Consider the following 13,205-nt stretch of genomic DNA (forward strand, 5'->3'; position numbering starts at 1 on the left):
CTCAATGCATCTCCTCGACCGCCTCGACACCCATGATGCCAAGGCCGGTACGGATAATCTGCCCTATCGCGCCCGCCAGATAAAGCCGTGCCTGCGTAAGCCCGGCATCGTCGGCGATCAGGTAGCGGCGATCGGCGCGCTCATTGCCGACATTCCACGCGGCGTGAAACTCTGCGGCCAAGTCATAGAGATAAAACGCGATTCTGTGCGGCTCGCGCGCCAGCGCGGCGCTTTCGGCGATTCGTGGGAACTGCGCCGCCAGCTTCACCAGCACCAGCTCCTCCGTATCAAGCCGGGACAGATCGGGGCTGGTGGTCGCTTCGATTCCCGCCTCGCGCGCGCGGCGATGCAGCGAAGCAATCCGCGCATGGGCATATTGAACATAGAAGACCGGATTGTCCTTCGATGCCTCGACCACCTTGGCGAAGTCGAAATCCATCTGCGCGTCGGCCTTGCGAGTCAGCATCGTGAAGCGGACAACGTCCTTGCCGACTTCCTCGACCACATCGGCCAGCGTCACGAAATTGCCCGAACGCTTCGACATCTTCACCGGCTCGCCCGCGCGCAGCAGCCGCACCATCTGCACCAGCTTGACGTCGAACCGCGTCTTGCCCTCGGTCAGCGCGTTGACCGCCGCGACGATGCGCTTGACGGTGCCGGCATGATCGGCACCCCAGATGTCGATCAACTGATCGGCGCTCTCGGCCTTCTGGAAATGATAAGCGAGGTCGGCCCCGAAATAGGTCCAGGCGCCGTTCGACTTCTTGATCGGGCGATCCTGATCGTCGCCGAATTTGGTCGAGCGGAACAGCGGCAGCTCGACCGGCTCCCAATCATCGGCGACTTCGCCCTTGGGGGCTTCGAGCACGCCGTCATACACCAGGTCGCGCGCGCGCAGCCAGGCTTCGGCCGCCTCGGGCTTGCCCGCCGCCTGCAATTCGGCCTCGGATGCGAATTTGTCGTGGTGGATGCCCAGCAGGACGAGATCGGCGCGGATCATCACCAGCATCGCCGCCACCGCTTCGCGCCGGAACAGCGCCAGCCAGTCACCCTCGGGCGCGCCGACGAACGCCGCGCCATGTTCGGCGGCCAACTTTTCGCCGATCGGCTTGAGATACTCGCCGGGGTACAGCCCCTCAGGAATCGCGATCGTCTCGCCCAGCGCCTCGCGATAGCGAAGATGCGCCGAACGCGCGAGCGTATCGACCTGGCCGCCGGCGTCGTTGACATAATATTCGCGGATCACGTCATGGCCGACGAACTCCAGCAGGCTGGCAAGCGCATCGCCCACCACCGCGCCGCGGCAATGCCCCATATGCATCGGGCCGGTCGGGTTGGCCGAGACATATTCGATGTTGACGATGGTGCCCTTGCCAAGCGCGGAGCGACCATAAAGATCCCCCTCGGCATGGATCGTCGCCAGCTCATCGCGCCACGTCGCGTCGGTCAGCGTCATATTGATGAAGCCCGGCCCGGCGACCGACACCGCCGAGACCTCGTCGATCTTCTGCAACTCGGCGGCGATCTTTTCGGCCAGCGCGCGCGGATTGGTGCCTGCGGGCTTGGCGAGCACCATCGCGGCGTTGGTCGCAAGGTCGCCATGCGTGGCGTCGCGCGGCGGCTCAACGGTGACCGCGCGGCGTTCGAGGCCGCCTGGCAAGTCACCCTTGGCGACCAGGGCATCAAGCGCTGCGTTGAGATGGGCGGCGAAGCGAGTGTAAAGCGTCATGCCCGCGCTCTAGGCGGCAATGCCCCGATCGGCAACAATCGGGCGACGGCGCGGCCACACACTGCTGCCGACATAGAGCACAAGCCCCGTCCAGATGCACACGAAGCAGATGATATGCGCAGTGGTCAGCCGCTCGCCCAGCCATAGCACCGCCAGCGCGAATTGCAGCGATGGCGCGATATATTGCAGCAGCCCGACGGTGGCATAGGGCAACCGCCGCGCCGAGGCCGAGAACAGCAGCAGCGGAACAGCGGTGACAATGCCGGTCAGCACCAGCAGGATGGTCACATCGCTGCGATCGCCGAACGCCAGCGCGCCGGTGCTCGCCAGCCAGCCGAGATAGGCCAGCGCGAAGGGCGTGAGGATCGCGGTTTCCAGCGCCAGCCCCTCGATCGCCTCTACCCGCACCATCTTGCGAACCAGCCCGTACAGCGCGAACGATACGGCGAGCGTCAGGCTGATCCACAGCCCCTCGCCCGCCCCCGCCGCCAGCACCGCGACGCCGACTCCGGCGATGCCCACCGCCAGCCCCTGCAACCGGGTCAGCCGCTCGCGCAGCACGACGACGCCGAGCAGCACGTTGATCAGTGGATTGAGGAAGTAGCCAAGGCTGCCCGCCAGCACCTGCTGATGCTGGACCGCCCAGATATAGACCAGCCAGTTGACCGAAATCAGCGCCGCGCTGGCAGTGAGCGCAAGCATCACGCGGCGGTCGCGCAGCGCGGTGAGCAGCTTGTCACGGCGGCGCATCACCAGGACGATGCCGGTCAGCAGCACCAGCGACCAGATGACCCGGCTGGCGACCACCTCGCTCGATCCCACGCCCTTGAGCAGCAGGAAATAGAGCGGCAACACCCCCCATATCACATAGGCGGTGACCCCCTGGATCAATCCGGTACGATCGAGCGCGGGGGCGGGTTTGGGTGCAGACATGATCCGGCCCTAGCCGCCGATGCTGCACCGCGCAAAGCAACCCACCGATCGCACGGCAAATAAATGCTTGGCCGCGCTCAGCTCAGCGCCCCGCAGCCGCCGCCGGATCGCGGGTCAGCGCCTCGGGCACCGGATCCTCGCGGCCGCCGCGCTCGTACATCTTTTGCCCGCCGACCCAGGTTTCGAGCACCACCGTCTGGCGCAGGTCAGCCGGTGATACCGTGCTGGGGTCACGATCGACGATGATGAAATCGGCGCGCAGCCCCGGTGCCAGCCGTCCGAATTTCTGTTCGGCAAAGCCCGCATAGGCAGCGTCGATCGTGAACGCTTTCCACGTTTCCTCGCGGGTCAGCGCCTCTTCGGCGCGCCAGCCGCCCAGCGGCTGACCGTCGGGGCCTTGCCGGGTGAAGCCAGCCGCCCAGCCGACAAAGGGATTGGGGTTTTCGACCGGATAGTCCGACCCGAACGCAATCCGCGCATTGTTGGTCAGCATCGAACGCCAGGCATAGGCACCGCCCAGCCGCTCGGCTCCCAGCCGGGTTTCGGCCATCGCCCGGTCGCTGGTCTGGTGCACCGGCTGCATCGAGGCGATGATGCCGTTGCGCCCGAAGCGCGGCAGATCGGCGGGGTCGACGATCTGCGAATGCTCGATCCGCCAGCGCCGGTCGCCCTTATAACTGGTCTGCATCTCATCGATCGCGTCGAGCACCTGCGCGTTGGCGCGGTCGCCGATCGCGTGGATCGCCAGTTGGAAACCGTCCATCGCGCCCCGGCTCATCTGATTGAGCAACTGAGTATCGCTCTGGAACGCCAGCCCGGTCTGGCCCGCGGCATCGGCATAGGGAGCCTTGAGCCAAGCACCGCGCGACCCAAGCGCCCCGTCGAGATACAGCTTGATCCCGCCCAGCCGCAATTTATCGTCATACAGCCACGGCGTCGGCCCGCTGCCGCCGACGCGCACCGCCGTATCGACCGAATCGGCATAGATCATCAGGCGGACGCGCAGGAAGTTACGATCGGCCATCCGGCGATAGGTCAGCCAGTCGTCGAGGCTCGCCCCCATGTCGGCAGTCGCGGTGATGCCGTTGCGCAGCAGTATCCGTTGCGCTTCGAGGAACGCGGCGTTGCGGTCGCGCGGCGACGGTGTGGGCACCGCCTTTGCCACCAGCGCCATCGCTGCATCGACGAACACGCCGCTCGGCTGGCCGTTCGCGCCCTTTTCGATCCGCCCGCCGCTTGGCGACACGCTCTTGGCGGTGATGCCCGCCGCCTTCATCGCCGCGCTGTTCGCCCATGCGGCATGGCCATCGACTCGTTCCAGCCAGACCGGCCGCCCCGGCACCAGCGCATCGAGTTCAGCAGCGGTGGGGAAGCGCCCCAGCCCCCAGCGTTCCTGGTTCCAGCCGCCGCCGGTGATCCACGGGCGATCGGGATTGGCGGCGGCATAAGCGACGATCTTGGCCTTGGCCTCATCGAAGCTCTGCGTTTCGGACAGGTCGAGCGCCAGCGCCTGAAAGCCCAGCCCCATGACATGGCCATGCGCGTCGATCATGCCGGGGATCAGGATTCGCCCCTTCATGTCGATCCGCCAATCGAGCTTTTCGGGCCGCTTGTCGCCCTGCTGGAGCAGCTTGGAAACCTTGCCCTCGCGATCGACCAGCACGCCGGTAAAGCGGATGACCTTGCCATTTTCGTCGAGCGTCATGCCATCGACATTCTCGACAAGCGCGTCGGCAAAGGCAGGCGCGGACGACAGCAGCAACAACGCCGCCAGGACGCCTTTCGCCGAAAGCGACGGTAGGATGCTCTTCATCACTTCGGCATTCTCCGCACCAGCGCGCTGGTGTCCTGCCGAGCGCCGCCCATTTTCTGCACTTCGGCGTAAAATTGATCGACCAGCGCCGCGACCGGCAGCGATGCGCCGTTGTGTTTCGCCTCGTCGAGCGCCAGCCCCAGATCCTTTCGCATCCAATCGACCGCAAAGCCGAAATCGAACCGGTCCTCGCCCATCGACTGCCAGCGATTGACCATCTGCCAGCTTTGCGCCGCACCGCCCGAAATCGCTTCGAACACCTTTTCGAGATCGAGATCGGCGGCCTGGGCGAAGCGAAGCGCCTCGCTCAATCCCTGCAACACCCCGGCGATCGCGATCTGGTTGACCATCTTGGTCGTCTGGCCGGCCCCGGCATCGCCGACATGCACGATCCGCGCGGCATAGGCCTGCATCAGCGGCTCGGCGGCTGCCAGCGCCTCGGGCGTGCCGCCGCACATGATCGACAGCTTGCCATTCTCGGCCCCCGCCTGGCCACCCGATACCGGTGCATCGACCACCAGCGCGCGCGCACCCGCCAGCCGCCGAGCGATCGACGCCGACACCGTGGTGTGATCGATGAATACCGCATCGGGGCGCATCGCGGCGAATGCACCACCCTCGCCAAGCGTGACGCCCGCCAGATCATCGTCATTGCCAACACAGGCGATCACCGCGTCCTTGTCGGCGGCGGCTTCGGCGGGCGTAGCGGCGACCTGCCCGCCATAGGTCGCGGCCCAGGCCTCTGCCTTGGCGCGGGTGCGGTTGAAGACGGTGACCTGGTGCCCGGCCTTGACCAGATGTCCGGCCATCGGCGCGCCCATCACGCCGGTTCCGATAAAAGCGATTGCTGCCATTTCCTAGCCTTAGGCGGGCACGGCGCTGCTCGCAACGCCGACAAAGGGGCAAGCCGGTTTTCATTACGGGCATGATCGGCTAGGCGCTGCGCCCATGGCTACCCAATCCGTCGCATCGCCCGCCTCTTCGCTCGTAACCCTGGACGATGTGCGCGCCGCGCATATCCGGATCGCCGATTCAGTCGTGCGGACGCCGACGCTGATCAGCAAGACGCTGTCGGAGTTCACCGGCGCGACGGTGTATCTCAAGTTCGAAAACCTGCAATTCACCGCCGCCTATAAGGAGCGCGGCGCGCTCAACACGCTGTTGCAGCTCGATGCGGCGGCTCGTGCCAAGGGCGTGATCGCGGCGTCGGCGGGCAATCATGCCCAGGGCCTGGCCTATCACGGCAATCGCCTGGGCATCCCGGTGACGATCGTGATGCCGCAGAACACCCCGACGGTGAAGATCACGCAAACCGAAGGTCATGGCGCGACGGTGATCCTCGAGGGCGAAACCTTCGACGCGGCGCACGCCCATGCGCGCAAGCTCGAAGCATCGAACGGCTATACCTTCGTCCATCCGTTCGACGATGCGCGGATCATCGCCGGCCAGGGCACGATCGCGATCGAAATGCTCGAGGATGTGCCGGCGATCGATACCTTCCTGGTGCCGATCGGCGGCGGCGGGCTGATTTCGGGCGTCGCCACGGTCGCCAAGGCAAGCGCGCGGCCGATCGAAGTGATCGGGGTCGAGGCCGAGCTGTTCCCGTCGATGTACAACCGGATGAACGGCACCGACTTGCCCTGCGGCGGCGATACGCTGGCCGAAGGCATCGCGGTGAAGGAGCCGGGTGGCATCACCGCGCAGATCGTTCGCGAACTAGTCAACGACATCGTGCTGGTGAACGAACGCAGCCTGGAAAAGGCCGTCAGCCTGTTGCTGCAAATCGAAAAGACGGTGGTCGAGGGTGCGGGCGCCGCAGGGCTGGCGGCATTGCTCGCGCACCCCGAAAAGTTTCGCGGCAAGACCGTCGGCACCATCCTGTGCGGCGGCAATATCGACACCCGGCTGCTGGCCAATGTGCTGCTGCGCGACCTTGCGCGCTCGGGGCGGCTGGCGCGGCTTCGCGTGCGGTTGCAGGATCGGCCGGGTGCGCTGTTCAACGTCGCAAAGATTTTCCACGAACAGGGCGTCAACATCATCGAAGTGTATCACCAGCGGGTGTTCACCACGCTGCCCGCCAAGGGGCTGATCACCGACATCGAATGCGAAACCCGCGACAAGGCGCATCTCGACCGGCTGATGGCGGCGCTGACCGCGGCGCATTACGAGGTCAGCCCGGTCGAACTTGCTTAACGGCAGCTTGGCGGCAGGTTCTTCGAACTTCTTTCGGGGGTTAACCCTCTTTCCTTGGTTAACCGGCTTTTCATCATTGCCGGTCGCTCACATAGTGTAGCCAGGGTCGCAGCTCGCGGTCTGGTGCTAAGGATATGTGCAGCGTGACCGCGCCGTTTCGTTTTCCCCGCTTCTTCGTGACGACGCCGTCGCCCTGCCCCTATTTGCCGGGGCAGCAAGAGCGGAAGGTGTTTACCGAATTGTCCGGCCAGCACGCCGGCGAACTGAATGATGCGCTCAGCCGGATCGGCTTTCGGCGCAGCCAGAGCGTCGCCTATCGCCCAAGCTGCCCAAGCTGCAACGCCTGCCAATCGGTGCGAGTCGTCGCCGATCACTTCGAAACCAGCGCCACCCAGCGCAAGCTGCTTCGCCGCCACGCCGATCTGGAGGTGAGCGCCTGCCGCCCAATGGCGACGCAGGAACAGTTTGATCTGCTGACGCAATATCTGGCGAATCGCCATCCCGGCGGCGGCATGGCGGCGATGGACGAGAATGACTATGCCGACATGGTCGAGCATAGCCCGGTGCGAAGCTATGTCGTCGAATATCGCGAACCGTCGGTCGGCGGTCGTCCGGGGAAATTGGTGGGCGCGTGCATCAGCGACCAGCAGGCCGATGGCCTGTCGATGATCTACAGCTTTTTCGACGCCTCACCCGACGCGCGGCAGGGGCTGGGCACCTATATCATCCTCGACCACATCCTGCGCGCCCGCGCGACCAAGCTGCCGTATGTCTATCTCGGCTATTGGGTGAAGGGGTCGGCGCGGATGGAGTATAAGACGCGCTACCAGCCGATGGAGGTGCTCGATCGCAACGGCTGGGGGCCGCTGAAGATCGATTCGGTGGCAGCGCCGTCATGCGCGCGCCTGACGGAGATGGTTTGAGGCATAACGCCTCGCTCCAAACCGTTCGTGCTGAGTAGCTGCTGAGCTTGTCGAAGCCTGTCCTGAGCGCCTGCCTTAGCAGGCAGTCGAAGGGCAGCGTATCGAAGCATCCGCCCGCGTGACGGCTGCCCTTCGATACGGGCCTTCGCCTTCGCTCAGTCCCTACTCAGGACGAACGGGGGGGGATGGCTTCACGCATTCCCGCCAATTACCGCCACCCGAAGCGCAACGTCGAGTTCTTCCTCACCCGATCCCAACCGTGATCCCGCGACCGGCGTCGCTTCCCCGGCATCGAGCCCGACCGCCACGCGGACATAACGATCGTCGATCCGCGTCCCCGCCGATGGATCGACCCCGATCCATCCCCGATCGGCCAGATGCGCCTCGACCCAGCCATGCGGCGAGCAGCGCTCGCTCTGCGCCTGGCGATAGCCGCTGATGTAACGCGCGGGCACCTGGGCGCGGCGCAATCCCGCCACCAGCATCTGCGCCAACTCGCGCCCGGTGGCGCTGTCACCGTCAAACGCTGCCGCTGCATCGCGCAGCGGTTCGTGGCTGTCCTCGGCCAGCGCGAAGCGATCGGCCATCGCGCGCACCGCCGAATCGATCCCGGCAACGCCACCCTGCCCGACCGCCGCTGCGACAAACGCCGCCAGCGGATCGCCCGCGCGGGTGCGATCGGTTTCGCGCAAGTAAAAGGCAGGGGGCAGCGTTTCGGCGGTGCCATGCACGAAACCATCGGCGTTTTCGGTCAGCACCTCGCCCTGCACGCTGATCTCAATGCTTTCGAGCGGGCCGTCGGCATAGAGCATCGTCAGCTTGTTGCCCAAACCGTCGCGCGCCTCGCGCAGCCGCGCGTCGCAATCGACGTCGATCCGCCAGCTCACGATCGTCTGGTCGTTGGTATCGTCGGGCGACAAGCGGAGCGCCTGCACTAGCCGTAATTGCGGCTCGCTAAAGGCATAATGGGTGCGATGATCGATGGTGATGCGCATCAGATGAACCGGAACTGGCGGGCGATCGCGGCATCGAGCGCCGCATTCTCCGCGATGAAATCGTCGAGATATTCGTGCAGGCCGCGCAAGATCACCTCATGGGTGCGCGTGCGGCTCATCCGCGCCATGCGGTTTCGCGCCATCCGGTCGGCCTCGCCCTGCAAGCCGGTGCGCTTGCCGAGCAAGCTGAGCACTTCGACAGTCTCCTCGACGCAAGCCGCCAGCGACCGGGGCAATTCGGGGCGAGTCAGCAGCAGGTCAATCACCAGATTGGGCTTCAGCCCCTCGGCATAGAGCCAGCGATAGGCGGTCACCGCCGACACCGTCTGCAGGATCGTCGTCCATTGATCGCGATCGACCAAGCCGCCCACCGGCTCCCCCTCGGGCAGCAGCAGGTGATATTTGACATCGACCAGCCGCGCAGTGTTGTCGGCGCGCTCGATCGCCGCGCCCAGCCGGATCAGCCAGACGGCCTCGTTCCGCATCATCCGCAGCACCGCGCCCTCGAACCCGCGGGTTTCGGCCTTCACCGCTTCGACCAAGTTCAGCGTAGCCATCGTGTTGCCGGGGCGAAGCCGGCTGTTGAACAACAGCCAGGCGCGATTGATCGCGGTCCATGCCTCGCGAGTCAGCGCGGTGCGAACCGCCCGCGCATTGTTGCGCGCCATGTCGAGACAACGAACCAGCGAACCGGCATTATCAGGATCAATCGTCAGGAACCGCGCGACATTGGCCTGGTCGATCGGCGCGCCGCTATCGGCGTAAAGCTTATCGGTATAGGTGACGCGAAGCGCGCTTTCCCAGGCCACCTCCCCCGCCGGCGTCGGCGACAGCGCGTCGAGCCGAACCGTCGCCTCGATCAACCGGGCGACAAAATCGGCACGTTCGACATAGCGGCCAAGCCAGTAAAGCGAGGCGGCAGTGCGCGAGAGCATCACCATGCGGCAGATCCGCCGACAAATATCTCGATCACGCTCATGATCCCAATTCCTGCCGCTGCAACATGCTGCCCATCGCCTGCATTTGCTGGCGCGCATCGGGCATCAGGACGAAGCTGTCCTTGGTGCCGCCGCCCTGCGACGAATTGACCACCAGCGATCCTTCGCGCAGCGCCACGCGAGTCAGCCCGCCGGGCACCACCTGCACGCCCTCGCGCCCGGTCAGCACGAAGGGGCGGAAATCGACATGACGCGGTGCCAGCCCAGCCTCGGTCATCGTCGGCACCGTCGACAGCGCCAGCGTCGGCTGCGCGATATAGCGGTGCGGCTCGGCGATCAGTGCGGCGCGGAAGGTCTCGATCTCGGCCTTGCTGGCGGTCGGGCCGACCAGCATGCCATAGCCGCCCGATCCATCGACCAGCTTCACCACCAGTTCGGGCAAGCGTTCGAGCACATATTTCAGCGCCTGCGGCTCGCGGCAGCGCCATGTCTCGACATTGGGCAACCGCGCCTCGCCGCCCGAATAGAAACGAACGATTTCCGGCATATAGCTATAGATCGCCTTGTCATCGGCGATGCCGTTGCCCGGTGCGTTGATCAGCGTCACATTGCCCGCGCGATACGCCGCCATCAGTCCCGGCACGCCCAGCATCGAATCGGCGCGGAACACCAGCGGGTCGAGATAGTCATCGTCGATCCGGCGATAGATCACATCGACCTTCACCCGCCCCGCGATCGTCTGCATCCAAACGACATCGTCATCGACCAGCAGATCGGCTGGCTCGACCAGTTCGATCCCCATGCTGTCAGCCAGGAAGCTGTGCTCATAATAAGCGCTGTTGAAATGCCCCGGTGTCAGCACGACGCATACCGGGCGCATGCCGCTGCCCTCGGGCGCGACCGATCGCATCGTTTCGTGCAGCCGATCGGGATAGCTGTCGACCGCCGCCACGCGGAACGATCGGAACAGTTCGGGGCATAACCGGATCATCGCCTCGCGATTTTCGAGCATGTACGACACGCCCGACGGGGTGCGCGCATTATCCTCAAGCACATAAAACTCATCCGGCCCGGTGCGGACCAGATCGATGCCACAGATATGCGCGAACACGCCGTGCGGCGGGCGGATGCCGACCACTTCATGACGAAACTGGGCATTGCCCAACACCAGTTCGGCGGGCAGCACGCCTTCGGCCAGGATGCGGCGCTCGCCGTAAATGTCGTCGAGAAAGGCGTTGATCGCCTCTACCCGCTGGATCAGCCCCTGGCTGAGCCTTGCCCATTCATCAGCGAGGAAGACGCGGGGTACGATGTCGAACGGGATGATGCGTTCGCTGGCGTCATGGTCGCCATAGACCGCAAAGGTGATGCCCAATTGTCGGAAGGTGTTTTCCGCCGCTTCGGTGCGGCGCTGCAGCTCCTCGCGCGGGGTTTGGTCGATCCAGGCGGCCAGCGCCGCGAATTCGGGACGGGGGGCCTGTGGTCCGCCCTTCCCCCAGATTTCATCGAACGCGCGCGTGTCTTCCATTCGACCTCAAAAGCTTCGAGCCGCCGGTTGGTTGCATGCTGCCTTCGATCGCTGCGCTGCACAAGGGTTAACGACGTTGCAGGGGTGGCCTATTGCGGCAGCTCGGTCAGCATCGCCGGCGTGAGCAATTGCGGCAGCACGCGCGGCGCTGTGGCCCCCGGGGCATACCAAAGGTACAGCGGCACGCCGGCGCGGTTATGCCGTTCGATGAAGCGTCCCAGCGCCGGATCGCCATCGGTCCAATCGCCCACCAGCACGCTGACCTTGCCGTCGCCAAACGCCTTGGCGACACCCGCGGTCTCGATCGCCGCCTTTTCATTGACCTTGCACGTCACACACCAATCGGCGGTGAAATAGGCGAATACTGGCCGCCCCTCGGCGCGCAAACGTTCGAGTGTCGCCTCGCTAAACGGTTCAGCCCCCAATGCGGCGACTTGCCGGGTGTCGACGGCGCTGCGCTCGACACTCCCGACCGCGACTAGACCGATAGCGAGCGCGACCCCGGCTGGTGCCCATTGCAGCGCCTTGCCCGCGAATTGCCGCCGCCCGGTCCACCACAATGCCAGCGCCAGCACCAACGCCGCCGCCAGCCCCAGCGTCATGCCATCAACCCCCGCCTGCCGCCCCAGCACCCAGGCAAGCGCGAGCGCGGTCAGGAACATCGGCACCGACAGGATATGGCGGAACGTCGCCATCCACGCGCCGGGCTTGGGCAACCGCCGGCGAAGCGCGGGGACGAAGCCGAGCAGCAGGAAGGGCAGCGCGAGGCCAAGCCCAAGCCCGGCAAACACCAGCATCCCCATCCACCACGGCAGCACCAATGCCGCGCTCAGCGCCGCGCCCATGAACGGCCCGGTGCATGGCGTCGCGACAAAAGCGGCGAGTGCGCCGGTGAGGAAGGCGCTGCCAGTCCCCTTCGCGCTCATCCGGTTGGCGATGCCCGGCGCACCGACCTCGAACAGTCCGGCAAGGTTCAGCGCGATCGCGGTGACCAGCAGCAACAGGAACAGGATGACGCGCGGGTCCTGCAACTGGAACGCCCAGCCAACGCTCGCGCCCGCCGCGCGCAGCCCGAGGAGGACGCCCCCCAGCGCCAGGCACACCAGCACCACGCCTGCGGTATAGGCCAGCGCCTCGCCGCGCGCCCCGCGCTCATCACCGCCCGCGCGCGCAAGGCTGAGTGCCTTGAGGCTGAGGATCGGGAAGACGCAGGGCATGATATTGAGGATCAGCCCCCCGAGCAGCGCGCCGCCGAACGCCAGCAGCGCAGTGGCGACATCGAGCGTCGCCGCCCCCTGCCCCGCCGCGACCGAACCCGGCACTGCGGTTACCGCAAAGCCCTTGCCCTCACCGATCGACAACACCCCCTCGACCGCCTGTGGCCCTGCCCCCGGCCCAGTGGTCTCGATGATCAGCAAGTCGCCCTCGCGGCGCACCGTCTGCGGCGCGGCGTAATTCAGCGCATTGGGCGTCAGCGCGAAGAAATAGGGGTCGGTCGCAGCGGCCTCTGCGGGGAACGGCACCGCAAGGCGGAACATGCCATCGGCCACCTCGAAGCTCGCCTTTGATCCCAGCGGCTTGGCCAGCCCCGCGCGCCATTGGTCGAACGGCGCGCGCATGTCGGGGGCAATCGCGCCGTCGCCAATGGTCAGCTTGGTTGCAAGCCTTTGGCTTTCGGGCACGCAAATCTCGTTGGTGCAGACCAGATAATCGGCCTTCACCGACACTGGCATCACCGTGCCCGGCACGGCATCGGCGGGGATCTTCAGCGTGACAAACTGGGTGAAGCGGCCTTCATAAACATAGTTCATCAGCCCCGCGATCAGCAGCCGCTGCGGCACCGGATATTGCAGCGGCCCGGCGGTGACCCCGGCGGGCAAGCCCCAATCCAGCGTGGTTTCAAGTCCGGCATCACCGGGATTCTTCCAATAGCCATGCCAGCCGGGCTCGGGAGTCGAGACGAACGCCAGCGTCACTTCGCCGCCGGCCGCGGGGGTGGCGGTTTCGGGCACCAGCTCGATTGCGATGTGCGGCGCGGTCCCCGTGCCTTGCGCGAACGCCGGCATCGCCAGCGCGAGCATCAACAGGGCGGCAAGGATACGCAACATGGGCATTGGCGGCTTTCGGGGTGGGCGTGTGCGAACACCATAGCG

Annotated in this window: 10 protein-coding genes; 2 read left to right on the plus strand and 8 right to left on the minus strand. The window is 65.7% G+C overall.

Going from position 1 to position 13,205, the window contains the following annotated elements:
- Position 1 precedes the first annotated feature (1 nt).
- From argS to QU44_RS05800, 4 genes are all read right to left on the minus strand, one after another.
- The gene (gene argS, locus QU44_RS05785) at positions 2–1,729 is read right to left on the minus strand and encodes an arginine--tRNA ligase (protein ID WP_033920834.1); all 1,728 of its coding nucleotides are present in this window, start codon (positions 1,727–1,729) and stop codon (positions 2–4) included.
- Positions 1,730–1,738: 9 nt separating this feature from the next.
- Positions 1,739–2,662 carry an EamA family transporter RarD gene (rarD, locus tag QU44_RS05790; protein WP_052134371.1) on the minus strand — a complete coding sequence of 308 codons (924 nt, stop codon included), beginning with the start codon at positions 2,660–2,662 and terminating at the stop codon, positions 1,739–1,741.
- An 82-nt stretch (positions 2,663–2,744) separates the two neighbouring features.
- A complete protein-coding gene (locus QU44_RS05795; protein WP_052134372.1) occupies positions 2,745–4,475 on the minus strand; it encodes an amidohydrolase in 1,731 nt (576 codons plus the stop codon).
- The gene (locus QU44_RS05800) at positions 4,475–5,329 is read right to left on the minus strand and encodes an NAD(P)-dependent oxidoreductase (protein WP_033920835.1); all 855 of its coding nucleotides are present in this window, start codon (positions 5,327–5,329) and stop codon (positions 4,475–4,477) included. Before QU44_RS05800 ends, QU44_RS05795 begins: the two co-directional genes overlap by 1 nt.
- A gap of 94 nt (positions 5,330–5,423) precedes the next feature.
- Between QU44_RS05800 and QU44_RS05805 the strand changes: the two genes are divergently transcribed.
- Positions 5,424–6,668 carry a threonine ammonia-lyase gene (locus QU44_RS05805; protein ID WP_033920837.1) on the plus strand — a complete coding sequence of 415 codons (1,245 nt, stop codon included), beginning with the start codon at positions 5,424–5,426 and terminating at the stop codon, positions 6,666–6,668.
- A gap of 143 nt (positions 6,669–6,811) precedes the next feature.
- On the plus strand, positions 6,812–7,591 hold the full coding sequence (locus QU44_RS05810; RefSeq protein WP_033920964.1) for an arginyltransferase: 780 nt from the start codon (positions 6,812–6,814) through the stop codon (positions 7,589–7,591).
- A gap of 191 nt (positions 7,592–7,782) precedes the next feature.
- Here the strand turns inward: QU44_RS05810 and QU44_RS05815 are convergent, their stop codons facing one another.
- The 4 genes from QU44_RS05815 to QU44_RS05830 all read right to left on the minus strand — a co-directional run bounded on the left by QU44_RS05815 (position 7,783) and on the right by QU44_RS05830 (position 13,166).
- The gene (locus tag QU44_RS05815) at positions 7,783–8,586 is read right to left on the minus strand and encodes a transglutaminase family protein (RefSeq protein WP_033920839.1); all 804 of its coding nucleotides are present in this window, start codon (positions 8,584–8,586) and stop codon (positions 7,783–7,785) included.
- Complete coding sequence (locus QU44_RS05820) at positions 8,586–9,521, minus strand: alpha-E domain-containing protein (RefSeq protein WP_197054262.1); 936 nt, start codon at positions 9,519–9,521, stop codon at positions 8,586–8,588. Before QU44_RS05820 ends, QU44_RS05815 begins: the two co-directional genes overlap by 1 nt.
- Before the next feature lie 40 nt (positions 9,522–9,561).
- Positions 9,562–11,052: a circularly permuted type 2 ATP-grasp protein gene (locus QU44_RS05825; RefSeq protein ID WP_033920842.1), complete on the minus strand. Its 1,491-nt coding sequence runs from the start codon at positions 11,050–11,052 to the stop codon at positions 9,562–9,564.
- An 89-nt stretch (positions 11,053–11,141) separates the two neighbouring features.
- On the minus strand, positions 11,142–13,166 hold the full coding sequence (locus QU44_RS05830) for a protein-disulfide reductase DsbD family protein (protein ID WP_156140968.1): 2,025 nt from the start codon (positions 13,164–13,166) through the stop codon (positions 11,142–11,144).
- Positions 13,167–13,205: the final 39 nt, after the last annotated feature.

Source organism: Sphingomonas sp. 37zxx, from assembly GCF_000786205.1.
GTDB lineage: Bacteria > Pseudomonadota > Alphaproteobacteria > Sphingomonadales > Sphingomonadaceae > Sphingomonas.

What these genes read in the sequence shown, in the direction of transcription:
- QU44_RS05795 (WP_052134372.1), bottom strand. Translation starts at nt 4,475, where the DNA reads ATGAAGAGCATCCTACCGTCGCTTTCGGCGAAAGGCGTCCTGGCGGCG.
- QU44_RS05830 (WP_156140968.1), bottom strand. Translation starts at nt 13,166, where the DNA reads ATGCCCATGTTGCGTATCCTTGCCGCCCTGTTGATGCTCGCGCTGGCG.
- QU44_RS05800 (WP_033920835.1), bottom strand. Translation starts at nt 5,329, where the DNA reads ATGGCAGCAATCGCTTTTATCGGAACCGGCGTGATGGGCGCGCCGATG.
- QU44_RS05815 (WP_033920839.1), bottom strand. Translation starts at nt 8,586, where the DNA reads ATGCGCATCACCATCGATCATCGCACCCATTATGCCTTTAGCGAGCCG.
- argS (WP_033920834.1), bottom strand. Translation starts at nt 1,729, where the DNA reads ATGACGCTTTACACTCGCTTCGCCGCCCATCTCAACGCAGCGCTTGAT.
- QU44_RS05820 (WP_197054262.1), bottom strand. Translation starts at nt 9,521, where the DNA reads ATGCTCTCGCGCACTGCCGCCTCGCTTTACTGGCTTGGCCGCTATGTC.
- QU44_RS05825 (WP_033920842.1), bottom strand. Translation starts at nt 11,052, where the DNA reads ATGGAAGACACGCGCGCGTTCGATGAAATCTGGGGGAAGGGCGGACCA.
- QU44_RS05805 (WP_033920837.1), top strand. Translation starts at nt 5,424, where the DNA reads ATGGCTACCCAATCCGTCGCATCGCCCGCCTCTTCGCTCGTAACCCTG.
- rarD (WP_052134371.1), bottom strand. Translation starts at nt 2,662, where the DNA reads ATGTCTGCACCCAAACCCGCCCCCGCGCTCGATCGTACCGGATTGATC.